This window comes from Lacticaseibacillus suibinensis (assembly GCF_003946175.1).
GTDB classification, from domain to species: domain Bacteria; phylum Bacillota; class Bacilli; order Lactobacillales; family Lactobacillaceae; genus Lacticaseibacillus; species Lacticaseibacillus suibinensis.
The window spans coordinates 21,327-47,199 of record NZ_RHOK01000011.1; the positions used below are offsets into that span (position 1 = coordinate 21,327).

The following is a 25,873-nucleotide window of genomic DNA, read 5'->3' on the forward strand; positions in this document are numbered from 1 at the left end:
TGGTAGTGGAAGGACGCTTCAAGCTAGACATACTGCAAAACTTTGGCATCGTTATAAGCGACTTCGATGGTCCCACCACCGAAGCACTCGTCGCCATCGTACAAGACCACAGCCTGCCCTGGCGTGATGGCCCGGACTGGCTCGTCAAACTCGATGGTGGCCTTATCGCCATCCATGTGAACGGTGACGCCAGTATCCTTTTGACGATACCGGAACTTAGCGGTGCAATGGAAGTCCTGCGCTGGCGCGTGGCCAGTGAAGAAGTTCATCTGCGAAGCCTCCAAGTGAGTCGCCATCAGGTGCGGATTGTTAAAGCCCTGGCCGACGTACAAAATGTTCTTGGCCAAGTCCTTCCCCACCACAAACCAAGGCTCGGAATTCTCAGAGTTGCCGCCAATGCCCAAGCCAGAGCGCTGACCAATGGTGTAATACATCAGGCCATCGTGCTGACCCTTCACTTCGCCATCGTAGGTCATCATCTGGCCCGGCTGAGCTGGCAGATAGGTGGACAGGAACTGCTTGAAGTTCCGCTCGCCGATAAAGCAAATCCCCGTTGAATCCTTCTTGTGCGCCGTCGCTAGGCCAGCCTCTTCGGCAATGCGCCGCACCTCAGACTTTTGCATGCCACCGATGGGGAACATGGACTTGGCCAGCTGGGCCTGCGAAAGCTGACTCAGAAAATAGGTCTGGTCCTTGTTACCATCAGCGCCGCGTAACATGTGCACCACACCATCGGCATCAGTCGTGGTCTGGGCGTAGTGGCCCATGGCAATGTAATCGGCATTCAGTTCATCGGCGTAATCTAGAAACGCCTTGAACTTGATTTCTTTGTTGCACATCACATCGGGATTGGGCGTCCGGCCGGCTTTGTACTCATCCAAAAAGTATTGGAAAACGCGGTCCCAATACTCTTTTTCAAAGTTGATGCCGTAGTACGGAATACCAATTTCGCTTGCGACTTTGGCGACATCCTCATAGTCCGTCGTTGCCGTACAAACGCCATTTTCATCAGTGTCGTCCCAGTTTTTCATGAAGACACCGACAACATCATACCCTTGCTGCTTGAGCAAAAGCGCCGAGACGGAAGAATCCACCCCGCCGGACATGCCCACCACAACGCGGGTGTTGCTATTGTCCAAAATGATCACCATCATTTCAATCAGATTCTGGAGTTATCCGATTTGAAGGTCGTCAATTCCAGTAGTACTCATTATACCAGCGCGACGCAGAATTACAACGCTAACGGAAAGTAAGCGTTAGACCCGTCTGCGAGTCATGCGCATGATGGCCGTAAAAATGTCGTCCTGGGCCGGCTCAAAGCGCAGGCCTTGATGCCGCATCACCTTGCTCAGGGCAAACCCCAGCGTTGTCGTGATGTTAGGCACACTGGTGACTCCTTCCAGCACTAGAGCAAAATGCTGGTTCAGCACTGGCATGAGCGCGGCTGCTTGCGCCGGCGTCAGGCTGGCCGCTAGCTGAATCAAAAGCGCCAGCATGCCGCGCCGCAGTTCATCACTCGTGGCGGACCAAGCCATGCTGCGATTTTGCTGACGCATCCCAATCACTGGTGGCGCTGGCTGCACCGTCACACCCAGCATCGTTTGCGGGGTAAGCCCTAGGCGCTGGCTAATCAAGACCAGCTGCGCCAGACTTGGCTGCTGATGATTCGTTTCCCACTCTTCAACCTGCGTTGCGGCCACGCCGATTCGCAATGCCGCGGTTTGCGGCGACAGGTTCAACGTTTCACGTGCCGCTTGGAGATTTTTACCCATTCTAAATGTCATTTCATCACCTTCTGCTTTGAGCATACCACCTCATCGGGCGTCAAAAGCCGAGATGACAAAAGTGTTCGCTCAGCTAACTTGAGGCCAGAATCAAAAAGGCACTGCGTTTGCAGTGCCTCATTGGCTATTGAATCGCCAAAACTTCGCGTTCAATCAGGTTATCAATCAAGTACTGATACTGCTCAACATTGTCCTTGGTCTGCTCTGACTTGAAAATATTGATGGCCTTCAAGCCATTGGCGGTCGTGGTATCCATTTGGAAACCAGACAGGTCAGCCTTAAACGTGATTTTCAGCTTGTTGGCTTGCGTGAATGGTGAATTGGGATCCAGTGCACGTTCCAGCTGAAAATTCCCATTCTTGGTTTTCACAAAGCCCAAATCCATGAGCGTGTACCGCTTGATATTAGGTGAAATTTGATAGGTTTTCGGGTCGCCCAATGCTGCCCCGGTTGCTTTTAGTGCCATCTTGCCACTCCCCTTTCACGCCGTTGCGTGATTACTCTAGCCTTATTTTACCATGATGCAAGCGCTTCTGAAAGCCAGAGCGCGGCCTAAGCCGTTGATTAACAGCAAACGGTTCGTCAGATTTCACGGGTTTCATAGACGTGCAGACTAATCATCAAGGAGCCGCCAAGCACCACCAGCAACCCCACTAGGCCCATTGCCACTGTGGGCCACACTGGTAGCTGCGCAAAGGGATCCAGATAAGCCACCAGCCCAAGCACCGCGCAAAGCCCAAACAAGGTGCCATAGACAGCAAATGGCGCCCGTTCAAAGCCCCATTTCAGTAGCATCGGGTATTCGATGGCGGTGGTCAGAGCGAAAAAGAAGAACACGCCAGCCGCCACGCCGAGCGTGCGACTGAAATTGGCTTCGGTGGGCCGAATGAGTCCCGTCACCCCATCCACCACTGCAAAATTCAACACCAAAGCCGCGACCAAGCTCAAGGCATAGCCATAATGGCCCCAAACCACGGTGCGCCGGCGCAGTGGCAATAAGGCCAGCATACCTTCGAGCCCGTGTTGTTGACTGCCTACGAACGGCATCATCAAAGCGGAACTGGCCATCCCCGCTACGGCCCCTAGCATCAAAAAGCGAGTATTAGCCAGAAAGACGCCCAGCACCACCAGCACGAGGTCGGCTAGCCCCAGGATCCACCATATCGTGTGGAGCTTGGTGGTGGTCCAGTCTAATCTCATCATCGTCGCAATGTCACGCATGGTCTTCACCTCGCTTGCCTAAGTAGATCATCAAAGTATCCAGATCCGGCGTTGAGGTGACCAGCCCTGCCGCCAGCGCTTGGTCCGTAGTCGGCAGCAGCAGAGAGAACCCAACGCTGGTTTGGCGCAAGCCTAGTCCGTGGTCTTCAAGTGCCGCGGTCAACTCCGAGGAGCCGCCTTGCACCAGCAGATAACGGTTAAGTAGCGTGTCTGTTTCTCCAAAAAAGCGCTGCTCGCCGTGAATCAGGTACAAGAGATAATCTGCAAACTGTGCCAAATCATCCGTTAAATGGCTGGACAACAGCACACTGGCGTCACCAGCTTGAATGTAGGCCTGCAGCAGCTGGCGCAATTCATCCCGTGCAATCGGGTCCAGCCCCGCCATTGGTTCATCCAAAATCAGGAGCTTGGCATGATGGCTTAACGCCACCGCCAAGTTCACTTTGTTTTGCGTACCTTTGGACAGACGCCGATACATGGTTTTCGGATTGATATCAAATTGCGCCACCAGCTCCATAAACTGCTGTGAATCCCAGCGCCGAAAGAGGCGGTGCATATTGTCATCAATGTCCTTGACGGTCCAGACGTCAGGCAGCGTAGTTGAATCGAGCATCGCACCGAGGTCATCGCGGGCCTGCTGCCGCGCATCGGCGGTCTGGGCGCCATTCAAGGTAAACTCGCCGGCACTGGGTTGGGCCATGTCCAGGAGTAAGCGCAAGGTCGTGGTTTTGCCTGCCCCATTTGGCCCAATCAGACCCATGATGTACCCAGCCGGCAAATCAAAGGTTAACGGCCCCAGGGCAAACTCGGGATAGGTTTTCGCCAGCCCCAGCACGTTCAGTCGCTCAGTCATGATCGTCACCTCCCGCGGCAATCAAACTATCAAGCATCTCGTGCACCGTCGCCGGTGGAATCTGGCCAATTTTGGCAGCGTCCAAGGCCGCTTGTAGACCCGCTTCCACTTGGCGCAGGGTCTGTTCGCGCAGCAGTGCCGGGTCTTGGGCCTGAACATAGGTGCCCTTGCCCTGGACGTTTTGCACCAGGCCGGCTTGTTCCAAATCGTGATAAGCGCGTGTCGTGGTAATCACGCTGATTTGCAAGTCTTTCGCCAGCCCCCGAATGGAAGGCAGCAGGGTCCCTGGCTGCAGGTCGCCACTTAAAATGGCGGCTTGAATTTGGTCAATAATTTGCTGATAAATCGGCAACTGCGACCGATTTTGAATCACAATTCGCACTGCACTCACCTCTGGGCTTTGGCCACTGACCGACTCTTCTTCAAGGCCGCCAAAATGCCACTATCGCTGTAAACCAACACATTCGCCCGATAAGCCCGCGCGGCAAACATGCTGAAGCCGAGTAGGAAGACCAAGTTGATGGCCAGGGCAATGCCGACTTGGAGCAAGCCCACCTGATCGACCCCATAGCGAGCTGGCATGATCATGGGGCTCAGAAACGGAAGGTAACTCATCACGTTGATAATCGGGCCCGAACCATTGCTGACCATCAGCGCCGCAAAGTAGCCAATCATCGCCAAATACAGCACTGGTTGCAGCGCCATGCCCGCTTGCTCCTGATTGCTGACCAACGAGCCGCACAGCGCGGCTAAAATCGTGTAGCTGAGAATACCAAGCACAAAGAAGCCGAGCATCACCAGGACAAATGACCAGCCGATTTGCTGCCAATCGACCAGTCGCAGTAGATCATCCAACGCTGGCCAGTGCTTTCGCAGCAGCCATGCCCCGCCGCCCAGCACCGCATAAGCGGACAACTGCACCCCGACCAACTCGGCAATGCCTAATAACTTGCCATAAAATTGGGTTTGCGCTTTGATCGCGGCCAAAATCGACTCCTCGATGCGCGACCCTTTTTCGGTGGCAATTTCTTGCGCGACAATGCTGCCATAACTCATGAGGAACAGATACATGAGAAAACCTACCGCCAACGCCAGGATACTTTTGAGCCCCTCCGACTTGTTGGCGGCTGCTTTGAGGTGACCGCCACTCACCGTCACAGTTTTGACCTTGACTTGAGTGGGCCGCAGCATTTGTGCCAGCGCTGCTTGCGATAAGCCAAGAGATTTGGCCACGGCCTGCGTATTCAACGCTGTCAACGTGGTTTTGATGGTGGCCGGATCGACGGTTTCGCCATCGTCGCGCACCACCAGCTTGACGCTCGGACTCGTCGCCTGCGCCACCGTCAGCAAGCCATCGACCTTGCTCGCCTTCAACAGTTTCTGCCCGGCGGCGACGCTGGTCACTGCCTGAAACTTCGGGTCGCTACTGTGCTTCAGGCTCGCCTGCACTGCTGCCGGTGCCGCCACGGCCACTTGCGCCGGCTGGTTGGTCTGATCCATGTACCAAGAAATCCCCCCAATGATGGCAAGGGCAATCAGTGGCATCAGCACCAGGCTCCACCAGCTAAAACTCCGCATGTTTTTGCGAAAGACCATTTTGGCAATCAAATTTAACTTACGCATCAGGTTCACCCACTTTCATCCGGAAAATCTCATCTAATGATGGCGCCTGCTGCCGAAACCCGGCAATATAACCGCCAGCTGTCACGCGGTCAAAAATCGCTTGTCCCGCGGCCTCATCCATCAAGACCAGCTCAAAGTGGGTGCCAGTTTGCGTCACCTGCGCCACCCCTGGCAAAGCGCCCAGCTCGGCTTTGCTCAAGGCTGGTTCATCCAGGTGAATCCGCACCCGGCCGTACTGGGCGCGAATTTCCGCCACCGTCCCGGTCAGCACTTCCCGGCCATTTTTCAACATCACCAAACGGTCTGACAAGGACTCGACGTTGCGCATGTCATGGCTGGAAAAAATAATCGCGGCACCATTTTCCTGCAACAACCGTACGCCCGCCTCCAGCAAACTGGCATTGACCGGATCCAGCCCGGAAAACGGCTCATCCAAAATAAGCAGCTTCGGCATCGCAATGAGCGCAGCAATCAGCTGCACCTTCTGCTGGTTCCCCTTGGACAAATCTTTGATTTTGTCCTTGCGCTTGCCTTTCACCTCAAAGCGATGGAGCCAATCATCCAACTGCGCATCCACGTCCTTGGCGGACAGTCCATGCAGCTGACCGAAAAACTGCACCTGCTCCTCGATGGTGAGCTTGGGATAAAGCCCCCGTTCTTCCGGCAAATAACCGATAAAATCGCGATTCAGCTGCGCCAGCGGCTGACCTTGCCAACTAATGCGCCCAGCATCTGGTTGCAACAAATCCAAAATCATCCGAAACGTCGTTGTTTTACCGGCACCATTTTGCCCAATCAACCCTAGGATCTCCCCTGGGGCAATCGTAAAGCTCACCTCGTCTACCGCTGTTTGATCCCCAAAGTGCTTGGTCACGCCTGCTACCTCAAGCATTTCTCCATCCCCTTACTGTATATATCCTTACATGTACAGTATCACCAGTAAGCACTGCCGTCAATCTGATTCCAAACAAAAACGACCTTGGCTAATTAGCCAAGATCGTTTCTACTGATACCTTGTAACCTCTACCTGCGATCGCAGATCGTCAATTCAGGTCAGCTGGCAGGCTATCTTCAAACCACAGCATCACCTAGTCGAAGAAACATGAATGACTAGATCAGCCTATTCTCCAGTGGGCGGCCGTGGTGGTGAGCGGAGCCCACCCCGCAGCCGCCCGCGGCCGCTAATGCGCTTTGCTGCGCAGGCGGGTAACGATTTTCTCTAAGGCATCGATGAATTGGGCGATGTCCATCACCGTGGTGAAAGCGCCGAAGGAAATCCGAATGGACTCGGCAATCCGCGGGCTATCCGCCCCGTACATCGCCGTCAGCACATGAGATGGCTCCATGCTGCCCGCCGTGCAGGCTGAGCCGCCAGAAATGGCAAAGCCTGCCAAATCAAGGTTGGTCTGCAGCGCATAGGTCGAAACGCCGGGGAACCAAAGATTAAGCACATGGTTGAGCGCGTCCGCCTTCAGCGGGCCATTGACCTTGAAATCGATGCCGGCGCCAGTCAGCGAATCAATAATCTGTTGCTTGAAGCCGAAGTACTTCGCCTGACGATCGGCTTTTTCCTGTGGGGTAATCAACCGTACTGCTTCAGCAAACCCGGCCACCGCTGGTGGGTTCTCGGTGCCGGCGCGGCGCTTGGTTTCCTGCTCGCCGCCTTTGAGGAAAGACGGGAAATTGATGCCGGCGCGGCGATATAAAAAGCCGATACCCTTGGGACCATTGATTTTATGCGCGGAGACGCTGAGCATGTCCACCTGCAAGGCATTCACATCAATCTCCAAAAGGCCATACGCTTGCGTCGCATCCGTGTGGAACCACGCTTGGTGGTTCGCCAGACGGGCCCCGATTTCAGCAATCGGCTGACGGCTGCCGACTTCGTTATTGCCCAGCATGATTGAGACCAAAATCGTGTCATCATCTAAGGCCGCGTCAAAGTCCGCCAGGCTGATTTCCCCGTTTTCGTCCACTGGCAGATACGTGACGTTGAAGCCTTCCTGCTCCAAGGCCGCCATCGGCTTTAACACGCTGGGATGTTCAATCGCCGTGGTAATGATGTGCTTGCCTAGGCTAGCGCGCTTGTGCGCCGTCTGCATGATGGCAGTGTTATTAGCCTCAGTCGCGCCACTGGTGAGGACAATTTCGGTGGGTTTAGCCCCGATACTGTTGGCCAGGGTCGCATGGGCGGCGTCCATCACCGTATGTGCTTCACGGCCGAACCAATGCGTCGAGCTGGGATTGCCAAAATCCTGCTGCATCTGGGTCATCATCGTGTCAATGACTGGCTTGGCCATGGGGGTGGTGGCGGCATTATCAAGATAAATATGGGTCAAAATCGCTTACTCCTTTGTTCGTTAATTCAACTGGTGCAAGTAGGCCAGCAGCATCGCGGCGCTGCGCTTGCCCGCATCAATGATGAAATCATCAAAGTTAACACTGGCTTCACTATCACCATTGTCGCTCATCGCTCGAATCACCACAAAAGGCGTGTGGAATTCAGTGGCGACTTGGCCGATTGCCGCGCCTTCCATTTCACTGGCCAGGGCCTCTGGATAAATCGCCAAAATGCGTTGAATCGCGGTTTTGCTAGCAATAAACTGATCGCCAGACACAATCAGGCCCACATGTGTGGTGAGCTGAGTGGCTTCGGCGGCCGCTTTGATGGCCGCCACCACGGTTGGATCAGCCTTGAACCGCTGCGGCTGCTGCGGCAGTTGGCCAGGCAGATAACCAAAAGCGGTGGCATCAACATCGTGATAGGCCACTTCATCTGAGATCACCACATCCCCAATGGCTAACCCGGTGCCAATACCGCCGGCGCTACCAGTGTTGATCAGCACATCTGGATGGTATTCATTGAGCAGCACCGTGGCGGTCATCCCGGCTTGGACCTTGCCAATGCCCGATTCGACTAAGGTCACTTCGACCCCATCCAGTTGGCCATGGTAATAATGCTGGCTGGCAAAAACTTTTTCTTCCTTGTTCGCCAGTTTTGGCAACAAGGTCCGAATTTCTTCTTCCATCGCGCAAATCACGCCGATTTTCATTACTGACACTCCTTTATCCTTGCGAGTCACTTACTAATTGTACGCTCATTACAGGAAAAACAGAACCACCAAGACGATGATCAATAGCACCGCAGTGATGCCAATCGCCCAGTTCAGTTTCTTCTTGAGGCTGTTGACTTTTTTGAAGGTGGGTTCGTCAAACCGGCCGGTGGTGGGTTTCGGCCGGCTTTCCTTTGCGTATTCCCGCTCGGCTTCGCGCCGTTTTTCATCACGAGTTTCGGCCTCGGCTGCGGCTTTGGCCTGGGCCTCACGATATTCTTTCCGGGTCATCTCAGCCATGCTTTGCCTCCTCTAGCGCCCACAGCGCCACTGCCAACGTGGTTTTGGCATCACAGATCAACCCTGCTTGCTGCGCCGCTTGAGCTTCTTGCAGACTCAACCATTCGCCTCGCACCGATTCCCCCAGATCTTGCGGCCGCTGCTGGGCTGGTGCATGAAAGTCCTCAGCCAAGAAGAGGTGCGTCTGAGCATCCGAAAAACCCGCACTTTGATAAAAGTGGGTCAGCGGTTGCCAGTGCTCAGCCGCCAGCTGCGCCTCTTCGTTCAGCTCGCGTTTGGCCGCTTGGAGCGGTGTTTCGCCAGGCTCAATTTTGCCCGCTGGCACTTCCAAAGTCTCTTGCCCCAGCGGCGTGCGCCATTGCCGAACAAACAAGGCGCGGCCTCGCTTGCGGGCGAGCACCCCAGCGGCGCCAGTCGTGTGCACGAGAATCCGCGGCGCAGTGGTGCCGTCTGGCAGGCGGACTGTAAGCTCACTTAACGTTAAAATCGGCCCAGCATAAAGTTGTTTTCGTTGCTCAATGGTTTCCAAGCGCTTGCCTTCTTTCCGGTTTCTTCATAGCCCATGATACCAATGGCCGCCCAGATTACCAACGCCTTAAGAGATTCTTGACGAAAGTCCATCCGAAGGCGGATATGACCACCCCTATAATATGGTAAACTGAGGTCACGTAAGCATTATAGCAGGAAGTGAAAAACGTGAAAAAACCGGAAAAACGAATCCGCTGGCTCCGCGTTGGGCTGTGGGCCGCTGGCGGCGCAGTGTTAGGGCTCCTCACTGGCCGGGTGTGGATTGCCGCGTTCTTATTGGTGGTGTTCGGCGGCGCGCGCTTGATCGGTGAACTCAGCCGGCCTGAGCCTGAACCCGAAACGCCACCCATTTCGCCTGATATGGCCGCCCATTACAGCGAAGCAGGCCTCTCGGAAACTGAAATCAACTTGTTTCGGGACACGATGGACCAAGCCGCAGACCAAATCCATGACTTCGAGGCAATCGCGGACCGCGTGCCCAAAATTAAGGCCATCGCCTTAAATGCCGATTTACTCGACATCATGCATGCTTATTTTAAGGCCATTGTGCAGACGCCGAAAAAGCTCGGGGCGGCCGGCCATTTTATTTATGAACAATTGCCTAACCTACTGCGCATTGCGCAGAAATACGAAACGATTTCGCATCATGAAGTCAAAACGCAAGATACCTATGACGTGTTGACCACTGCCGCCAACACCCTCGCCGACTTGGCGGCCACCATCAAAGATGGCTATGCGGCATTTGTCGAAAGCGATATCGATGACTTGGAAGCCGATTTGAACTTGGCCAAGCAGCAGATTAAACCACGCTTGACTGAATCGACCCAGCCGCTGAACCGGCAAGTTAATTTGAATGCAACCATTAAGGAAGAAACGGGGCATGAACATGAATGACGAACCGACACCACAACCAACTAGCACTCAAGCCGATCCAGACCTACTCAATGACCTGCTGAGCCAGCCCTTCACCGCCGCCGCGCCTGCTGCCGCTACCGGCCAAGCACCAGAAGCGCAGGTGAAAAAAGCTAACCTCACGCCTGAGCAGGAAAAACAGGCCAAAGACCTGGCCGCCCAAATCGATGTCAAAAACACCGAAGCGGTGATGAACTATGGCGCCAACGCCCAAAAGCAGCTCGGCCAGTTCTCTCAGACCATGCTGGACAAGGTGCAAAGCCAAGACACGGGTGCAGTCGGCGATGCGTTGACCTCACTCATGGCCCGGCTGAATGAAGCCAATCCGGATGAGTTACGGGCCGAAAACAACAACGTCTTCAAGAAAATCTTCGGCAAAGTGCGCCGCTCGATTTTCGAAATTACCGCGAAGTACCAAAAAATTGGCGCTCAAATCGACACCATTGCGGCCCGCCTTGGCAAGGAGCAGCAAGGCCTGATCAACGACAACAAAATGCTTGATGAACTTTACGTCCAAAACAAGGCCTACTTTGATGCACTGAACATCTACATTGCAGCGGCCAAGATGAAGCAAGAAGAACTCTTGACCACCACCATTCCCGCTGCGATGAAGGAAGCGCAAGATTCCGGCGATCAAATGAAGGTCCAGGAAGTCAACGACCTCAAGCAGTTCGAGGCTCGGCTGGAAAAACGCGCCTACGACCTGCAGCTGGCCCGTGAAATCACCTTGCAGCAGGCCCCGCAAATCCGCCTGATTCAAAATACCAATCAGGCTCTGGCAGAAAAAATCCAGGCCTCCATCAATACTGCCATTCCGCTCTGGAAGAACCAGGTGGCGATCGCCCTCACCTTATTGCGCCAAAAAGATGCCGTCACCGCCCAGCGGGAAGTCTCCGAAACCACCAACGATTTGCTCAAGAAGAATTCGAATATGTTGAAGATTTCGGCCATCGAAACCGCCAAGGAAAACGAACGTGGCGTCGTCGATATCGAAACCCTCACCCAAACCCAAAACGATTTGGTCGACACCTTGCAGCAAACCCTCCAGATTCAGCAGGAAGGCCGCGCCAAGCGCCAAGCCGCCGAATTGGAACTGGGCAAAATGGAAGAAGACCTCAAGAACCACCTGCTCGATTACACCCATGGCGATATGCATCCCCGCCAGTAATCAGCGGCAACGTCAAAGCAGCGAATTCTCATCGAATTCGCTGCTTTTTTGTACATTCAAGTCTGATTCAACCGAGCGGCTTCACCATGTTGTACCACACCTCACCGGCATGGCTAGAGGCAGATTGGCCTTCGTTGCGAAAGCCATGTGTTGCATAAAATGGCACCAGGCGCATCAAGCACGTCAGCGTGATGGCGCGCCGGTGTTGCGCAGCGGCCACTTGGGCCAGCTGCGCAAGCAACTGGCCCCCTAAGCCTTGGCCGCGGCGGTTTGGCGCCACCGCCAAACTCAGGACGGCCTGATAAGGCGCAACTGCCGCATTGGCCGCCGCCTTAGCGAATAACTCATCAGTCAAATACCGCTGGTCAATCGCAGGCCCAACAATGTAGCCCAGCACTTGATCGGCGACGACGGCGACAATAAAGGTCTCCGGATAAGCCGCAATGCGGGCCTGCATGCTACTTTTGGTGGCGGCTTCGGCGGGACTGAAGCCCGCAGTTTCAATGGCCATAATGGCCGCCAGGTCACTAGCCTGGGCCGGGCGAAATTGAGTCACAATCAGGGCTCCTTTGGGGGCAGTCATTAGAGAATGGAGACATTGCCTTCATCCAAGTCGGTATGAGTTAAATAAGCAGTTTGGTTGTACACATCTAAGTAAAAACGGCCCTCATGCACCGCGAGAATCGAAGTGGACAGATTTTTCAAGCCGAGCAAATTCTCGTTGCCAGTCGCCGCTTTGATGCCCAGTTGGCTGATTCCACCATGGGAAAACACTAAGGCATTTTCATTTTCGCCGAGGCTGGCGGCAATCTGCTGCAGTGCCTTGCGAAACCGGCTGCGCGCTTGATCAAAATCTTCCACGCCTAACGCTTGAAGCGCCGGATCATTTTCACGGTGGGACAACTTCGCAAACAGGGTTGGTGAGGTGGCAATCAAATCAGCGCGCTGTTTGCCTTCCCATTGGCCAAAGGAAAGCTCCTTCAGCCCCACCAAAGATTGAATTGGGAGCGTCAGCCCCATCGCTTCAGTCACGATGGTGGCCGTTTGCTGCGCCCGGGCAATTGGGCTGGTGTAGACCTGGGTAAACGGATACGCCGCTAAATACTGCGCCAGTTGGTGATAACCGGTCAGATCAGCGGTCGGTAGCTGACTGTCGGCCCCGGCCCCTTGCAGGCGCTTGGCCAAATTCCAAGCGGTTTTGCCATGGCGAATGATAAACAAACGCTTCATTGAATTTTTCCCACGGTATCGCCGCGCAACCCGCGCCGCAAAGTTTCGACGGCGGTGGCTTCAGCCGCGGCAATGTTACCTAAGTTGACTTGCGGCCCAAATTTGAGAATCAAGGCCACTTGCTGCGGCTTCAGCGGCGCTTCAAAAATCAAGCGGTCGCGGCCTGCTTTCGCCAGCGCGTCCAGTTCACTTTCAATAATGGCCCCACTTGCGTCATAGATGCCGATATTTTTGCCGGCTTCTCTGGCTTCGAGGATGACATAGTTGGCGCCAGCGGCCAAATCGGCCTGGATTTCGGCAAGTCGCTGCGGCACGGTCAGCTCATGATCCAGAGTGGGATTTTTCTTGCCGACTTCCGTGAGCACAAACAAGCCAGCCGCCTGGGCTTGTTCAATCAACACCTGCCGCCTGGCCGGCGTAATGACCGTGGAGCCATCGCTGATCTCCACCCCGTTGAACCCTAAGGCCTGGGTTTCCTGCAAGAAAGCAGCGTACTGCCCGGCGGCTTCCGCGACTTCCAGCAGTGTGCCGCCGGGATAAACCACAATGTTGGCCTGCCGATACAACGCGACTTTTTGTTTGATCAGATTCCGGTCCATGGTTGCCGCCGTGCCCCAGCCCAACTTAATGAAGTCGATCGTGGCGCCGGCAGTGGCCACCAAATCCGTCGCTGCATTCAGCCCAAAGCCTTTGTCCAAGACCATTGTTTTACCAGCCCCGCTCTGGGCGCCTAAAAAATCGTAAGCTAACATATCCTGACCCTCCAAACAAATGATTTGATTAGAACCAGCTTAAACAAAAAGTGTGACTTTTTTGGGATCATTGTTAGCTCTTTTCACCGGCGCGCATCGTCAGCATCCGGTACGCCGTCAGCGCCACCGCCACCACACATAATGCCGTCGCGGCGATGAAGGCAACATGCATGCCATCGATGAACAGTTGGGGCTGCTTGGCCAGATAGGTCGTCACCTTGCGGCCGGCTTCGTTGCTCATCGCGGCGTACAACACGGTGGTCGAAGCGGAAATGCCGACGACCATGCCCATGTTCCGGGCCAAGGCATTGAGTCCCCCTGCCACTCCGAGGTCTTTCGGGGCCACGGCGGACATGATCAAGGTGTTATTGGGCGACTGAAAAGCACCATTGCCAAAGCCCATCAACACGATAATCGCCATCACAAGCAGCCACGGCGTGTTTAAGCCCAAGAAAATAAAACCAGCCTGGGCCAGCAAAATCACGCACAAGCCAACCAGCGTGATGCCGTAAGGGCCTTTTTTATCCGAGAGACTCCCAGACAGTGGCGCGATGATCACCTGCACCACTGGGAAAAGCATCAGCAGATAGCCGGCAGTGGTGGCGGTCAAGCCCCGGGCATTTTCAAGGTAAAACGGCCAAATCACATTGGCAAAGAAGTTGGTGATGAAAATCAAAAAGCCGACCAGTAGCGAAATGGTGAATTCCTTATTCTTAAACAAGCCCAAGGACACCATCGGCTCAGGCACCCGGCGTTCAATCTGAATGAACGCTGCTAATGCGAGCACCGCCACGGCGAACGCAGCGAGGATGCCAGGCTGGGTGAAGCCCACTTCCTGGCCGATAAAAATGCCAAGAAATAAGCTCAGGATGAACACCACAAAGGCACTAAAGCCGAGCCAGTCAATCTGCGTTTTGGCCCGCGGTAAGTCTTTAGGAAAGACGATTTGCCCCACAATCATGGTGATGATGCCCAGTGGCAAGTTGATCCAGAAAATGTACCCCCAAGGCAAGGCGCCCAGAATCAAGCCGCCCAAGCCGGGTCCGGCAATCGAGCCCACCGACACAAAAGAGCCGATCAGGCCCAAGGCTTTGCCGCGTTCCCGCAGCGGGAAGACTTCGGTGATAATGCCGTTGTTATTCGCCATCGTCATCGACGCCCCCAGTGCCTGCACCACTCGTGCGCCAAGCAGCAGCGCGAAGCTGTGGTTGAAGCCAGCCAGCAGCGAGCCAATGGTGAATAGCACCGTACCGATGCGAAAAATGCGAATCTTGCCGAAGATATCCCCTAGTTTGCCCATCATCAGCAGCAAAGCACAGATGACGATCAGATAAATCGACACGATCCATTCAGCCACATTCATTTTCAAGCCCATATCCTGGCTGATCACCGGCAAGGCAATATTGACAATGGAAGCATCTAGCGTGGACATAATGGTGAACATCCCCACCGCGGTAATGATCCACCAGCGATTCTTTTGCACTTTGGGATCATCAACGTAATTTTGCATATCGTTCTCCTTTAACGACGCGGCCAGGGGCATTCGCCGTTTGCGAATCGGTTGCGACCTGACCAAATATTCTTTGCTAGTATATCTGTGAATTTTCTGAAAATCAAATTTGGCTCACCGTGTCTTTACACATCTATTGCGAGAGCTTTACGTCGGCTACGCAACAATTACGGCACTCATATCGTTTATTTACTTTCAGCCTTTATGCTGGTGATATTCCACTAAGGGGGGAAACCAAAATGAAAAAAAGCATTTTACTACTCGCCGCCACGCTGACCTTAACCTTGGCCGCTTGCGGCAGTAAAACCACTAGCTCCGCCAGCACGGCGAAAACCAGCAGCACCAGCGGCAAAATTGTCGCCGTCGGCTCGACGGCCTTACAGCCGCTCGTTGAACAAGCCGCAAAACAATATCAAACCGACAACCCTGGCGTCGACATCACGGTGCAAGGCGGCGGGTCTGGCGCCGGTTTGAGCCAAGTTGCGGCCGGCGCAGTCACCATCGGCAATTCTGATGTGTTCGCCCAGGAAAAAGACGGCATCGACGCCAACAAGCTGGTCGACCACCAAGTCGCGGTGGTCGGCGTCGCGCCAGTCGTCCACCCTGGCGTTGGGGTGACCAACCTTTCTAGCGCCCAACTCGTGGGTATCTTCACTGGCACCATCACCAACTGGAAACAAGTCGGCGGGAAGGATCAAAGTATCGTCTTGATCAACCGCGCGCAGGGCTCTGGCACCCGCGCCACCTTCGAACAGCTCGCCTTGAAGACCACTAAGGTTAAAACCGCGCAAGAACAGGACTCCAGCGGCACCGTCGCCAAAATGGTCGCTTCGACGCCAGGCGCCATTTCCTACTTGGCCTTCTCCGCCATCACCAAGGACGTCAAAGCCTTGGCTTTCAATGGGGTGAAGCCAACCGCCGCCAACGTTGCCACGAACGCTTGGCCAGTATGGGCCTATGAGCATATGTACACCAAAGGCTCGCCGAATGCCGCTACCGCTAAGTTTATCAACTACCTGCAAAGTAAAAGTGTGCAAGCTAAGCTCGTGACGCAAATGGGTTACATTCCGATTGTGGACATGCAAGTGGCCCGCACGCATGATGGCAAAATCGAAGACAAATAACTTTTGCTGGCCTAGCTACTTAGCTAGGCCTTTTTTGCGTCTAGACGCTTTCTTTCGATAAGCATAAAATAATGGTTATACGATTTAACTCTGATAGCTAAAGGAAGCGCCACTTTTGACCAAACGCAACGTCATGATTGTTACCATCGCTTTGCTCTTATCCAATGTCATGTCTGGCATTGACGGCACCATTGTTAACACTGCGCTGCCCGCCATTATCGCCGACTTACATGGCTTACAACTGATGGCCTGGATTGTCGCGGTTTTTCTGCTTGGCACTGCCGTCAGTACCTTGCTGTGGAGCAAGTTCGGCGAGCGCGTCGGCAACAAAACCGCCTACCAGTGGGCGACGATGGTGTTCGTGGTGGGCTCATTGCTCCAAGGGTTGGCGCCTAACATTGGGCTGCTGATTCTGACGCGGGGGCTGGCGGGCATTGGCAACGGCGGCATGATTTCACTGCCGTACATCATTTTCGCCCAGCTCTATCCTAAGGTGCGGGAACGGATGAAGGCCTTGGCGCTGGTCTCGGCTTTTTACAGCTTCGCCACCATTATCGGGCCGCTGATTGGCGGCTTTTTGGTGGACTACCTCTCTTGGCACTGGGTCTTCTACATCAATGTCCCGATCGGCCTGCTCTCGGCAGCGATGGTGCAAGTCTTCTATCGCGCGCAGCGGCCCAGCCCTCGCCAAGCACCGCTGGACCGCCGCGGTGCCGTGCTGTTGGTGGGCCTGTTGGTCAGCTTGCTGGGCGGCCTGGAACTCATTGGCTTGACCGCGCTTTGGGTCGTCGGCTTGCTGCTGGGCCTCACATTAGCTTGTGGCGCTGGCCTCATCATGGCCGAACGGACGGCGCCGGATCCGGTCGTGCCTGCGCGCTTATTCCGTAACCACCGGCTTGTGCTCGACTTCGTGTTGTTCACGTTGATCTGGGGGGCCTTCGTGTCCTTTCTCACCTATGCGCCGATGTGGGCCCAAGGGCTACTTGGCACGTCGGCCTTGCTTGGGGGCGCGACACAAATTCCCGCCGCCTTCACTAACTTTGGCGGGTCCGAAGCCGTGCCGGTGCTACGGCGCCGCTTTAGTCCGCATCAAACTTTGACCATTGCCATTGTGATTTTAACGTTGAGTTTCGTGGTGATGCGGCTACTGTCGCCAACCGCCCCATTTTGGCTTTTGCTCGTCGCCGGCGCTTTTGAAGGTTTTGGTAATGGCGCCTGCTTCAACGAATTGCAGGTCAAGGTCCAAGTCGACGCTGATCCAGCCGACGTTCCGGTCGCCACTTCGTTTAGTTTTCTGATTCGCATGCTGAGCCAAACCTTCACTACCGCCATCTTTGGTCTGGTCATGAACCAGCACCTGGCGGCAGGCATCGCCAAACATCCTCAAATCACCATGAACATGATGAACAAACTGAGCGATGCCACCCAAGTTGGTCAACTGCCTCACGCTTGGCTCCCCACCATGCGCAGCATTCTTTATTCTGGGCTCCACGCGATTATGCTACTGGCTTTGATTTTGATGCTGATTGCCTTGGCCTTGAATTTGCTGGCCCAATGGCGCGAACACCGCTTAGCCTAAGGCCGCTCACCCCGCCTTCAAGTCTTTGAGGCGGGGTTCCTTTCGCCTTTTTTAGGCCGTCACCAGATTGGCCCGACCAGTTTCATTAGTATTTGATGAAATAGTATTATGATATTCATCATAAGATTGCATTTAGGTTAGAGAAGCCGTTTTACCATCTCAGTGGTGAAGCCTCTAATTTTAGCAAATATTTTTGTTTTTAATCAGTTTTTATCCCGCTTCCCCCTGGATTGGCGGCCTTTCGTCTTTCGACCAGAACGTGTTTTCTCGTCTTCAACCTAAAATTATGCCGATATAATTAAAGACAAATGGCAATGATGGTGGTATTCTGATGAGAAGATATTGGAGGCAGGGGTATGAACGATGAACCGATTGCTGCGCTTGGGACCGACGCGGCTATAAATTTGCGTACCTTACAACAGCTTTTTCACCAAGCGCTAGCCGGTCAAACCCGGCTGGTCCAAATTCCACAGCAAACCCAGCTCGAGCCCTTGATTCTGCAACTCTCCGCCGTGGCGCCGCTGCATGAGCTGGCCATTATTGCGCCTAGTGGCAGCTTTCATGCCTTTAGTGTGCTGGTGACCTTGGCTAAAACCGTCAGCGCCCAGGGCACCGTGGTGAGTCTCACCACTGGCAATACGGTGCGGCTGTGCAATCAATATTTGAATGAAAGCGCCACGCACGGCGCCAGTCTGCACGCCTTAACGGCCAGACTGGCACTTTATGAGTGTTACCAGCCGCTAAAGCTACATCTCCTCACTGCGCGTTATGCGCAAGTCAGCATCAACATTGTTGCCACCTCAGCGCTATTCTCCACGCGGGTCGCGGCCAGCAGTGACTTGAATCTGTTAGCGGTCAATCCCATTGGTGATGATTCGTTGACCCCTTGGCATCAAATCGTCCAAACCGACCGGCACCCTGTCTACATCACAGCCGCCGGCGCCGCCACCACGCCAGTCGCCGAACCGGTGGCGCTTACCGTCAGCGAGCGCCAAGCGTTGTGGCAAGGGCAAGGGCCGGACCGCGTGCGTCAGGCGGTTAAAATTGGCCGCATCCGCTACACCGTCTTCGAGTACCAAGCGCTGGCGCTGGTCATTTATGACGCGGCCCAAGAACCTTTCATGGTGCACACCTTCCGGCATCGCGATGCCGCCACGATTGAAAAGCGCGCAAAAAAACTCGGCCACCTCGATGCGCTTTATCGCACCCCAGTGAGCAATGATCACACGCTCACCACTTCTGCGGCATTGCACAAATTCGCCCACCGGCTCTTTCAAGCGGCACGTCATGGTCAGCCTTAGCCCAACCAAAAACGGCAACCCATCTTAACAATGGGTTGCCGTTTTTGGTTAGTCTTTAAGCGCCGTAATTAGAATCCTCAACCACCGTCACATTGGCGGCTTGAGGGCCTTTCGCGCCTTCAACAATAACAAACTTCACTTTTTGGCCAGCGGCGAGCGACTTGAACCCGCCACCTAGAATAGCCGAAAAGTGGACATAGATATCCTGACTACCATCTTCAGGGACGATGAAACCGTAGCCCTGCTTTTCGTTAAACAACCGGACGCGGCCTAACATGATTAGGCCTCAAAGCCGTTGGTCACGGCTTCTGGGAAGTTTGCCGCCACAATCTTGGCACAACGCGCACACAAGGTTGGGAAGCGGTCATCACTGCCCACATCAGTCGTGGTCATGCGGCAGCGCTGGCACACATCGCCGGCTGCATGCGCGACCACAATCGCACCATCGTCAAACGAAACCGCATCAGCCGGCACGGCAGCGTCCTCAGCCGCAACTGTGAAGCCACTGGTGATCAAAAGCTGCATCACATTGGCATCCAGCCCAGCGAGCAGTGCGCGTAAGGCGGGCTTTGGATAAACCGTCACCGCCGCTTCCATGGACTTACCAATTAACTTGGCATCGCGGGCCATTTCCAAACTCTTTTGGACTTCAGCACGGAACGCCATGAAGGCCCCCCACTGCTTCAGCAGTGCTTCACCATTAGCAAAGTTTTGGGCACTCGGCAAATTGCTGAGCGCGGCGTAAGCTTCCGGCTGGCGCAGATATGGCCAAACCTCTTCCGCCGTGTGGGAAAGAATTGGCGTCAGCAGCTTGGTCAAGTCAACCAAGGCCCGGAACATCACAGTTTGCATCTGGCGCCGGGCCAAACTATTTTCGGCTTCAATGTAAACCACGTCTTTGGCAAAGTCGAGGTAGAAGGCCGACAGATCGTTCACCAAGAAGTTGGAGATAGTCTTTTCCACGGTGGCAAAGTCATAGCGGTCGTAAGCGGCCTTGGCCGCTTCAATCACCTGATTCAGACGGACCATCAGATACTGATCGACGCTACCGAGTTGGTCGTAAGCAACGATGTCCTTAGCTTCATCAAAATCACTCGTGTTGGCGATCATGAAGCGCAAGGTGTTACGAATCTTGCGGTAAGCCTCTGAAGTCTGGGCAAAATTGTCCATCGACACGCGGACATCAGAAGAAGAATCCACCGTGGCCGCCCATAAGCGGATGATTTCAGCGCCGTACTGCTTTTCCACGACATCTGGGGCAATCGTGTTGCCCAAGGACTTGGACATCTTGCGGCCTTGACCATCTAAGGTGAAGCCTTGCGATAAGACCTGCTTGTAAGGGGCCTTGCCGCGCGCTGCCACGCTGGTGATGATACTGGAGTTGAACCACCCCCGGTACTGATCAGAACCTTCCAGATACAAATCAGCTGGATAAGTCAGTTCCGGCCGTGCTTCAACGACGCCAGACCAAGAAGAGCCAGAGTCAAACCACACATCCATGATGTCGGTTTCCTTGGTGAACTCGCCATGCGGGGAGTGTTCATTGGTGTAGCCTTCAGGCAGCAAGTCCTTGGCCTCGCGCTGCGACCACACAATCGAGCCATATTGGCCGAACAAATCGGCAACATGATCAATCGTGGCTTTTTCCAAGATTGGGGTGCCGTCTTCGGCATAGAAAATCGGTAGCGGCACACCCCAAGCGCGCTGACGGGAAATCACCCAGTCGCCGCGGTCTCTAATCATATTGTACAGGCGGGTCTTCCCCCATTCTGGCGTGAACTGCACGTGATGGATGGCAGCCAAAATCTGCTCGCGGAAGGCATCGACTGAGGCAAACCATTGCGTGGTGGCCCGGAAAATCACTGGTTTCTTAGTCCGCCAGTCATGCGGATACGAGTGCGTGAAGAAGTCGAGCTTTAGCAGTGCCCCTTTTTCCTCTAAGGCTTTGGTCACCATGGGGTTGGCCTTGTCGTAGAACACGCCGGTAAAGCCAGGCGCGTCTTCGGTCATAAAGCCCTTTTCATCGACCACAGACACCACTGGCAGGTCATATTTCATGCCGGCCTTGTAGTCATCTTCACCATGACCAGGCGCGGTGTGGACTAGGCCGGTCCCGGAATCAAGCGTCACATGATCGCCTAAGATCACTAAGCTGGTACGATCATACAGCGGGTGCTGGGCGGTCATGCGGTCCATTTCCTTGCCGCTAAAGGTCTTCAAGATTTCAACGTCCTGCCAGCCCAGCGCCTCTTTGACCACCGGCAAGCGTTCGGCGGCGACCACATACTTCTTGCCATCGGCTGCCACCTGGGCGTATTCAAAGCGCGGGTTAACTGCAATCCCGTAGTTGGCGGGAATGGTCCAAGGGGTGGTGGTCCAAATAATGAAACTGGTATCGCTGTCCAGCAAGCACTTGCCATCAACCACCTTGAAGGCGACATAAATCGAAGGTGATTTCACATCATGGTATTCGATTTCCGCTTCCGCTAAAGTGGATTCGGAACTCCAGGACCAATAAACCGGCTTCAAACCATGATAGATATAGCCTTTTTCCGCCATGGCGCCAAAGACCCGAATTTCCGCTTCTTCAAACTTCGGCTGCAAGGTGATATAAGGATGCTCCCAGTCGCCCAGTACCCCCAGGCGCTTGAAATCGGTGCGCTGCTTATCGATTTCCTTCATCGCAAACTGGCGGCACAGTTCCCGGTAGTCCGCCATGCTCATTTCCTTGCGGTGGACGCCTTTTTTGGCCAGCTGCTGTTCAATTGGCAAGCCGTGCGTATCCCAGCCAGGCACATATGGCGCGCGGAACCCATTCATGCTCTTATAGCGCACAATGATATCCTTCGAGATCTTGTTGAGCGCGTGGCCCATGTGGATGTTCCCGTTCGCAAATGGCGGGCCATCATGCAAAATGAAGGTGGGTTTGCCTTCATTCGCTTTTTGGCGTTCTTGGTACAAGTGATTTTCTTCCCAGGCTTCCTGCATCTTTGGTTCTTTATTCGGCAAGCCGGCGCGCATTTTGAAATCAGTTTTGCCCAAATTCAATGTGTCTTTGACTTTCATAGCGACTCCTCTCTTCCATACAAAAAACACCCGTCCCGATTAGGACGAGTGTTCACTCGTGGTACCACCTAAGTTCGAGCTAAAAATTAGCTCCTTCAGCAATCGATAACGGGATTACCCGGCGCAAGGCTTCGCTGAACTGATACCGTCAATTGACTTGCACCGGGCTTCCACCATTCCCAGTTCGCTGTGGCAAGGGGCAACTGCCGACTTGTGTTCAGGCGTGATTGATTTTAATCTTGATCAGATTCAACTGGCGCTTCGCTAGTGGCAGGGCCATCCGTTGGCGCATCAGTTTCTGGTTCATCTGTCGGGAAAACAATTTCGGTAAACTTGGTTTGACCGTCGGTGTCTTCAGCCGCCTCTGAGTTTACAGAATCTGACGCCTCGTTGTCAAGCGGCGCTGGTGTTTTGACCTGGGCCGGATCTAGGTATTCGGCTGATTCTGTGGTGCTAGCCAACAAGTCTTTCCATTCTGGGCTCTTGACCACTTCCAACTGCGATTCCAGCATCACTTGCAGGCGCTGGCGGAAGACGCGGGTCTGCCGCTTAAGGTCTTCGGTTTCCACCGTGATCTTCTTGGCCTTATCCGAAGCATCGCCAACGATATGGTTGGCCTTGTCGGTAGCATCCGTCAGCATGTCCTGAGAGGTCTTTTCGGCTTTCTGCTGAATCAAGGCGGCTTCGGTTTCCGCATTCTTCTTGACCTTATCGGCGGCTTCTTGCGCCACAATAATCGACTGGTTCAAGGCATCCTTCAGGTCAGTGAAGTACTTATTCTTGTCTTGGGCCTCTTGCAGCGCTTTTTCGGTTTCTTCATTTTGCTTCAACAGCGCCGTGTAGTCTTTGATGATCTGCGACAGAAAATCGTTGACCTGGTCTTGATCATACCCGTGGAAGCGAACGTTGAATTCCTTATTGTGAATATCTAGTGGACTTAATGCCATGGTGGTACCTCCTCGTTATTGGGCCTGCTTAGCGCAGACGTTATTTGTGAATGACCTCAGTGGCCAAGCGCTGCTTACCTTTTTTGCTGATGCCGAGCAAGGCTGTGATGCGAACGCGGCCGAACCCGCGCACCGAAATCAGATCCGCTTGCCCCACTGGTTCATCAGGGCGCGTCATCACCTCAAAGTTCAGGCGCACTTTTTGGGCTTCAACTAGGGCCTTCGCCCGCGCCCGCGACATGCTGAAAGCGTGAGCCACCAAGCTATCCAGCCGCAAGGTGGTGACGGAAAATTCAAGCGGCTGCCAGTCATTGGCTGGTGTGACCACCTGATCGAGGCCAATGGGTTCAAGCCGGACGCCAATCCGGCCAATTTTGGTGATATTGCTTTGGACCCAATCACTCATCGTCTGCGTGGTAAACAGTTGCCAGCGCTGACCATCCGTGATGATATCGCCGAAAGCCGTGCGTTTGATGCCCGCATTGGCCATGGTGCCCAGCACATTGCTGTGATGCATTTCCGCAAATTTTTCCGGATAGTTGATTTCTAAAGGTGCGACCTCAAAATCAATCAAATCCGGCGCGAAATACGCTGGGGCAAAAATGATACGCGCCCGTTCAGCGCCAATATAGCCGCCAAAAACATGGCATTTCACATCGCCATCACTGCCGGTCAGCACCCGGGCAATGTGGATCTGACGCGGATCCAGAAAATCTGTCAGCACCGGCCGATACTCGGTGGCCGCTAAATTCAAATGTTCGGCCAGTTCATCAATCAGCGGGGCCTCGTCTTTGCGAAAATGCTGATAAATGGCATCCATCAGGACATCACCCGCATCAAAATCGCATTAAAAATGGTGTTTAAGCCACCGCGCAAAAGATCCAGCACGAAAAAGGCAATCAGCGGTGAAAAGTCGAGCCCCAAAATCGGCGGAATGATGCGAAACAGGTTCAGCCACGGGCCAACCACGCGGCCCAGCAACTGGCCGAACCGGGATTGATACGCCCCAGGAAACCAGGACATCAATACATAAATCACCATCAGCACCATGTACACATACAAGGCATCATTAATAATCGTAAATAACCAAGCTAATGCGGTCAAACAGACGCCTCCTAGCCTAAATCGATGTCGTCATCAGTGCCCAATGTGGCCGCCAAGCTGCCATCAATCTGGAAGTTCGCCGGGGTGACCAGAAAGATCATTTGCCCGATGCGCTTGATTTCACCATGAATGGCAAACACCGTGCCGGTCAGAAAATCAACGATGCGGGTGGCATCAGCTGATTCGATCTGGTCAAAGTTGACCACGACAGCCCGGTTGTTCATTAAGTGGTTCCCGATTTCTTTGGCATCAGAGTAAATGCGTGGTTCATACACCACGATTTTGGCGGTTTTTTCCGTTGGTTCGCCCATCGCCACCACTTTGTTCGTGCGATAGTTGGGCTTGGCCGCAGGTTTCGCCTGCGGCGCGGGACTGGCTGGGGCGACCGTTTCCGTCGGCCCACTGGTCAAATCATCCTCATCGGGATCCATCGCAAAGAATTGACTAAATTTGTTGCCGATTTTTTCAAGCACCATATGCTTTCCTCCTGACCTGGCGTTCTGCACCAGATAGACAAAAACCGATACCAGCAGACGCCTAAGCGTGTCGCTAGTGATCGGCTTGGCGCAAGCGCCTAGAGCTTAGGCTGGTGATTATTGCCGCCGCAGCTTGAAGAATGGCGGCTGGTCATCGCCATCGTCAGGCTTGGCCTGATCATCTGGCTGACTTTCGAAGATATCGAACTCCTGCTTCTTCACATGGTCGAAATCCGCATCTTTCTCAGCTGGCTTGTCGCTGGCTTTCGGTTCGCGGCGCAAATCCCAGTGCACAAAAGGATCATCGGCACTCTTGGCTGGCGCTTCTGTTGCCGGGCGCGCAGCTGGGCGGCGGCGATTGTTATCCTGCGCCCCGCCTTCATCGATGCCGGTCGCAATGACTGTGACCACCACTTCATCGCCCAGGTCTTCGTTGATCGAAGTCCCGAAGATGATGTTGACGTCGCTAGAAGCTGCTTGCGCCACAATGTCAGAAGCGTCCTGGGCTTCAAACAAGGACAAGTCTGGGCCGCCGGTAATGTTGAGCAAAACGTTCTTGGCGCCATCGATGGAAACTTCCAGCAGCGGGCTGGAAATGGCCTTCTTGGTCGCCTCGACGGTGCGGGTTTCGCCAGTAGCAGAACCAATACCCATCAGCGCGGTGCCTTGGTTGGCCATGACGGTTTTGACATCGGCGAAGTCCAAGTTGACATAGCCCGGGCTGGTAATCAAATCGGAAATCCCTTGCACCCCTTGGCGGAGCACATTATCAGCGGCATGGAAGGCTTCCAGCATTGGGGTCTTCTTGTCCACGATTTCCAGTAAGCGGTTGTTGGCGATAATCACCAAAGTGTCCACTTGTTCTTTCAGCTGAGCGATGCCTTCAGCGGCGTTTTTTGCGCGCTTCGGGCCTTCGAATGTGAAGGGCCGGGTCACCACGCCAACAGTCAAAGCGCCAAGGTCCTTGGCCACTTTGGCCACCACTGGCGCCGCACCGGTACCGGTGCCGCCGCCCATCCCGCAGGTGACAAAAATCATGTCAGCCCCGGTCAAGGCATTTTGGATGGCCTCTTCGCTTTCTTCAGCCGCTTTTTGGCCCACATCAGGGGTGGAACCAGCGCCAAGGCCGCGGGTCAATTTCGGGCCGAGCTGAATCTTGGTTTCGGCATCCGAGTTGGACAAGGCCTGCACATCGGTGTTAGCGGCGATGAATTCAACGCCTTTGACGTCTTCGGAGATCATGCGGTTCACGGCATTACCGCCGGCGCCGCCAACCCCGATGACCTTGATCACTGCACCGGTATCTTTATCTGTATCAAGTGAGAATTCCATTGTCGTTCCT

General features: G+C 54.3%; 28 protein-coding genes. 5 read left to right on the forward strand and 23 right to left on the reverse strand.

Annotated elements, in window-relative coordinates; genetic code table 11:
* Positions 1-23: 23 nt before the first annotated feature.
* From mnmA to EKM90_RS06915, 12 genes are all read right to left on the reverse strand, one after another.
* A complete protein-coding gene (mnmA, locus tag EKM90_RS06860; protein WP_125581019.1) occupies positions 24-1,154 on the reverse strand; it encodes a tRNA 2-thiouridine(34) synthase MnmA in 1,131 nt (376 codons plus the stop codon).
* Positions 1,155-1,256: 102 nt separating this feature from the next.
* On the reverse strand, positions 1,257-1,784 hold the full coding sequence (locus EKM90_RS06865; protein ID WP_164507891.1) for a helix-turn-helix transcriptional regulator: 528 nt from the start codon (positions 1,782-1,784) through the stop codon (positions 1,257-1,259).
* Between the two features lie 124 nt (positions 1,785-1,908).
* Positions 1,909-2,250, reverse strand: coding sequence for a DUF1831 domain-containing protein (locus EKM90_RS06870; protein ID WP_125581023.1), 342 nt, complete (start codon positions 2,248-2,250; stop codon positions 1,909-1,911).
* Between the two features lie 116 nt (positions 2,251-2,366).
* Complete coding sequence (locus EKM90_RS06875) at positions 2,367-2,987, reverse strand: ABC-2 transporter permease (RefSeq protein WP_225422770.1); 621 nt, start codon at positions 2,985-2,987, stop codon at positions 2,367-2,369.
* A gap of 10 nt (positions 2,988-2,997) precedes the next feature.
* Entirely contained in the window at positions 2,998-3,858 is an 861-nt protein-coding gene (locus EKM90_RS06880) for an ABC transporter ATP-binding protein (protein ID WP_125581027.1), read from the reverse strand.
* Positions 3,851-4,240, reverse strand: a complete 390-nt coding sequence (locus tag EKM90_RS06885; protein WP_125581029.1) for a GntR family transcriptional regulator — start codon at positions 4,238-4,240, stop codon at positions 3,851-3,853. The genes EKM90_RS06880 and EKM90_RS06885 overlap by 8 nt, the downstream gene beginning before the upstream one ends.
* 5 nt (positions 4,241-4,245) lie before the next feature.
* Positions 4,246-5,481 carry an ABC transporter permease gene (locus tag EKM90_RS06890; RefSeq protein ID WP_125581031.1) on the reverse strand — a complete coding sequence of 412 codons (1,236 nt, stop codon included), beginning with the start codon at positions 5,479-5,481 and terminating at the stop codon, positions 4,246-4,248.
* Positions 5,474-6,373: an ABC transporter ATP-binding protein gene (locus EKM90_RS06895; RefSeq protein ID WP_125581033.1), complete on the reverse strand. Its 900-nt coding sequence runs from the start codon at positions 6,371-6,373 to the stop codon at positions 5,474-5,476. The genes EKM90_RS06890 and EKM90_RS06895 overlap by 8 nt, the downstream gene beginning before the upstream one ends.
* Positions 6,374-6,662: 289 nt before the next feature.
* Positions 6,663-7,820 (reverse strand): cysteine desulfurase family protein, encoded by a 1,158-nt coding sequence (locus EKM90_RS06900; protein ID WP_125581035.1) that lies wholly within the window; start codon positions 7,818-7,820, stop codon positions 6,663-6,665.
* A gap of 21 nt (positions 7,821-7,841) precedes the next feature.
* Entirely contained in the window at positions 7,842-8,534 is a 693-nt protein-coding gene (locus tag EKM90_RS06905) for a 5'-methylthioadenosine/adenosylhomocysteine nucleosidase (RefSeq protein ID WP_125581037.1), read from the reverse strand.
* Between the two features lie 48 nt (positions 8,535-8,582).
* The gene (locus tag EKM90_RS06910) at positions 8,583-8,834 is read right to left on the reverse strand and encodes a hypothetical protein (protein ID WP_125581039.1); all 252 of its coding nucleotides are present in this window, start codon (positions 8,832-8,834) and stop codon (positions 8,583-8,585) included.
* Positions 8,827-9,363, reverse strand: a complete 537-nt coding sequence (locus EKM90_RS06915) for an NUDIX hydrolase (RefSeq protein ID WP_225422771.1) — start codon at positions 9,361-9,363, stop codon at positions 8,827-8,829. Before EKM90_RS06915 ends, EKM90_RS06910 begins: the two co-directional genes overlap by 8 nt.
* Positions 9,364-9,530: 167 nt before the next feature.
* On the opposite strand from EKM90_RS06915, the gene EKM90_RS06920 reads away from it, so the two are divergent.
* Both EKM90_RS06920 and EKM90_RS06925 read left to right on the forward strand, forming a co-directional pair.
* Positions 9,531-10,256, forward strand: a complete 726-nt coding sequence (locus EKM90_RS06920; RefSeq protein ID WP_125581041.1) for a 5-bromo-4-chloroindolyl phosphate hydrolysis family protein — start codon at positions 9,531-9,533, stop codon at positions 10,254-10,256.
* Positions 10,243-11,442 (forward strand): toxic anion resistance protein, encoded by a 1,200-nt coding sequence (locus EKM90_RS06925; protein ID WP_125581043.1) that lies wholly within the window; start codon positions 10,243-10,245, stop codon positions 11,440-11,442. Before EKM90_RS06920 ends, EKM90_RS06925 begins: the two co-directional genes overlap by 14 nt.
* 67 nt (positions 11,443-11,509) lie before the next feature.
* On the opposite strand, the gene EKM90_RS06930 is transcribed toward EKM90_RS06925, so the two are convergent.
* The 4 genes from EKM90_RS06930 to EKM90_RS06945 form a co-directional block, all read right to left on the reverse strand.
* Complete coding sequence (locus tag EKM90_RS06930) at positions 11,510-12,001, reverse strand: GNAT family N-acetyltransferase (protein ID WP_125581161.1); 492 nt, start codon at positions 11,999-12,001, stop codon at positions 11,510-11,512.
* Between the two features lie 23 nt (positions 12,002-12,024).
* Positions 12,025-12,672 (reverse strand): histidine phosphatase family protein, encoded by a 648-nt coding sequence (locus EKM90_RS06935; RefSeq protein ID WP_125581045.1) that lies wholly within the window; start codon positions 12,670-12,672, stop codon positions 12,025-12,027.
* Positions 12,669-13,424 carry a phosphosulfolactate synthase gene (locus EKM90_RS06940; RefSeq protein ID WP_125581047.1) on the reverse strand — a complete coding sequence of 252 codons (756 nt, stop codon included), beginning with the start codon at positions 13,422-13,424 and terminating at the stop codon, positions 12,669-12,671. Before EKM90_RS06940 ends, EKM90_RS06935 begins: the two co-directional genes overlap by 4 nt.
* A gap of 73 nt (positions 13,425-13,497) precedes the next feature.
* Positions 13,498-14,934: an MFS transporter gene (locus EKM90_RS06945; protein ID WP_125581049.1), complete on the reverse strand. Its 1,437-nt coding sequence runs from the start codon at positions 14,932-14,934 to the stop codon at positions 13,498-13,500.
* Positions 14,935-15,173: 239 nt separating this feature from the next.
* On the opposite strand from EKM90_RS06945, the gene EKM90_RS06950 reads away from it, so the two are divergent.
* The 3 genes from EKM90_RS06950 to EKM90_RS06960 all read left to right on the forward strand — a co-directional run bounded on the left by EKM90_RS06950 (position 15,174) and on the right by EKM90_RS06960 (position 18,938).
* Positions 15,174-16,058, forward strand: a complete 885-nt coding sequence (locus EKM90_RS06950) for a phosphate ABC transporter substrate-binding protein (protein WP_125581051.1) — start codon at positions 15,174-15,176, stop codon at positions 16,056-16,058.
* Between the two features lie 115 nt (positions 16,059-16,173).
* Positions 16,174-17,637: an MFS transporter gene (locus EKM90_RS06955; protein WP_373301040.1), complete on the forward strand. Its 1,464-nt coding sequence runs from the start codon at positions 16,174-16,176 to the stop codon at positions 17,635-17,637.
* A 356-nt stretch (positions 17,638-17,993) separates the two neighbouring features.
* Positions 17,994-18,938 (forward strand): hypothetical protein, encoded by a 945-nt coding sequence (locus EKM90_RS06960; protein WP_125581053.1) that lies wholly within the window; start codon positions 17,994-17,996, stop codon positions 18,936-18,938.
* Positions 18,939-18,993: 55 nt separating this feature from the next.
* On the opposite strand, the gene EKM90_RS06965 is transcribed toward EKM90_RS06960, so the two are convergent.
* The 7 genes from EKM90_RS06965 to ftsZ all read right to left on the reverse strand — a co-directional run bounded on the left by EKM90_RS06965 (position 18,994) and on the right by ftsZ (position 25,863).
* Complete coding sequence (locus tag EKM90_RS06965; RefSeq protein WP_125581054.1) at positions 18,994-19,215, reverse strand: cold shock domain-containing protein; 222 nt, start codon at positions 19,213-19,215, stop codon at positions 18,994-18,996.
* A 2-nt stretch (positions 19,216-19,217) separates the two neighbouring features.
* Complete coding sequence (gene ileS / locus EKM90_RS06970) at positions 19,218-22,004, reverse strand: isoleucine--tRNA ligase (RefSeq protein WP_125581057.1); 2,787 nt, start codon at positions 22,002-22,004, stop codon at positions 19,218-19,220.
* Positions 22,005-22,237: 233 nt separating this feature from the next.
* A complete protein-coding gene (locus EKM90_RS06975; protein WP_125581059.1) occupies positions 22,238-22,951 on the reverse strand; it encodes a DivIVA domain-containing protein in 714 nt (237 codons plus the stop codon).
* A 40-nt stretch (positions 22,952-22,991) separates the two neighbouring features.
* A complete protein-coding gene (locus tag EKM90_RS06980) occupies positions 22,992-23,771 on the reverse strand; it encodes a YlmH family RNA-binding protein (protein WP_125581061.1) in 780 nt (259 codons plus the stop codon).
* On the reverse strand, positions 23,771-24,055 hold the full coding sequence (locus EKM90_RS06985) for a YggT family protein (protein ID WP_263852869.1): 285 nt from the start codon (positions 24,053-24,055) through the stop codon (positions 23,771-23,773). The genes EKM90_RS06980 and EKM90_RS06985 overlap by 1 nt, the downstream gene beginning before the upstream one ends.
* A gap of 11 nt (positions 24,056-24,066) precedes the next feature.
* Positions 24,067-24,531, reverse strand: coding sequence for a cell division protein SepF (locus EKM90_RS06990; RefSeq protein WP_125581063.1), 465 nt, complete (start codon positions 24,529-24,531; stop codon positions 24,067-24,069).
* Between the two features lie 117 nt (positions 24,532-24,648).
* Positions 24,649-25,863 carry a cell division protein FtsZ gene (gene ftsZ / locus EKM90_RS06995; RefSeq protein ID WP_125581065.1) on the reverse strand — a complete coding sequence of 405 codons (1,215 nt, stop codon included), beginning with the start codon at positions 25,861-25,863 and terminating at the stop codon, positions 24,649-24,651.
* Positions 25,864-25,873 lie beyond the last annotated feature (10 nt).

Excerpts from the sequence above, each read along its gene's own strand:
- EKM90_RS06865 (WP_164507891.1), bottom strand. The coding sequence starts at position 1,784 with ATGACATTTAGAATGGGTAAAAATCTCCAAGCGGCACGTGAAACGTTG.
- EKM90_RS06905 (WP_125581037.1), bottom strand. The coding sequence starts at position 8,534 with ATGAAAATCGGCGTGATTTGCGCGATGGAAGAAGAAATTCGGACCTTG.
- EKM90_RS06990 (WP_125581063.1), bottom strand. The coding sequence starts at position 24,531 with ATGGTGCTTGAAAAAATCGGCAACAAATTTAGTCAATTCTTTGCGATG.
- EKM90_RS06960 (WP_125581053.1), top strand. The coding sequence starts at position 17,994 with ATGAACGATGAACCGATTGCTGCGCTTGGGACCGACGCGGCTATAAAT.
- EKM90_RS06895 (WP_125581033.1), bottom strand. The coding sequence starts at position 6,373 with ATGCTTGAGGTAGCAGGCGTGACCAAGCACTTTGGGGATCAAACAGCG.
- EKM90_RS06935 (WP_125581045.1), bottom strand. The coding sequence starts at position 12,672 with ATGAAGCGTTTGTTTATCATTCGCCATGGCAAAACCGCTTGGAATTTG.
- EKM90_RS06940 (WP_125581047.1), bottom strand. The coding sequence starts at position 13,424 with ATGTTAGCTTACGATTTTTTAGGCGCCCAGAGCGGGGCTGGTAAAACA.
- EKM90_RS06965 (WP_125581054.1), bottom strand. The coding sequence starts at position 19,215 with ATGTTAGGCCGCGTCCGGTTGTTTAACGAAAAGCAGGGCTACGGTTTC.
- EKM90_RS06980 (WP_125581061.1), bottom strand. The coding sequence starts at position 23,771 with ATGGATGCCATTTATCAGCATTTTCGCAAAGACGAGGCCCCGCTGATT.
- EKM90_RS06975 (WP_125581059.1), bottom strand. The coding sequence starts at position 22,951 with ATGGCATTAAGTCCACTAGATATTCACAATAAGGAATTCAACGTTCGC.
- EKM90_RS06925 (WP_125581043.1), top strand. The coding sequence starts at position 10,243 with ATGAACATGAATGACGAACCGACACCACAACCAACTAGCACTCAAGCC.
- EKM90_RS06875 (WP_225422770.1), bottom strand. The coding sequence starts at position 2,987 with ATGATGAGATTAGACTGGACCACCACCAAGCTCCACACGATATGGTGG.
- ftsZ (WP_125581065.1), bottom strand. The coding sequence starts at position 25,863 with ATGGAATTCTCACTTGATACAGATAAAGATACCGGTGCAGTGATCAAG.
- ileS (WP_125581057.1), bottom strand. The coding sequence starts at position 22,004 with ATGAAAGTCAAAGACACATTGAATTTGGGCAAAACTGATTTCAAAATG.
- EKM90_RS06880 (WP_125581027.1), bottom strand. The coding sequence starts at position 3,858 with ATGACTGAGCGACTGAACGTGCTGGGGCTGGCGAAAACCTATCCCGAG.
- EKM90_RS06950 (WP_125581051.1), top strand. The coding sequence starts at position 15,174 with ATGAAAAAAAGCATTTTACTACTCGCCGCCACGCTGACCTTAACCTTG.
- mnmA (WP_125581019.1), bottom strand. The coding sequence starts at position 1,154 with ATGATGGTGATCATTTTGGACAATAGCAACACCCGCGTTGTGGTGGGC.
- EKM90_RS06890 (WP_125581031.1), bottom strand. The coding sequence starts at position 5,481 with ATGCGTAAGTTAAATTTGATTGCCAAAATGGTCTTTCGCAAAAACATG.
- EKM90_RS06870 (WP_125581023.1), bottom strand. The coding sequence starts at position 2,250 with ATGGCACTAAAAGCAACCGGGGCAGCATTGGGCGACCCGAAAACCTAT.
- EKM90_RS06910 (WP_125581039.1), bottom strand. The coding sequence starts at position 8,834 with ATGGCTGAGATGACCCGGAAAGAATATCGTGAGGCCCAGGCCAAAGCC.
- EKM90_RS06945 (WP_125581049.1), bottom strand. The coding sequence starts at position 14,934 with ATGCAAAATTACGTTGATGATCCCAAAGTGCAAAAGAATCGCTGGTGG.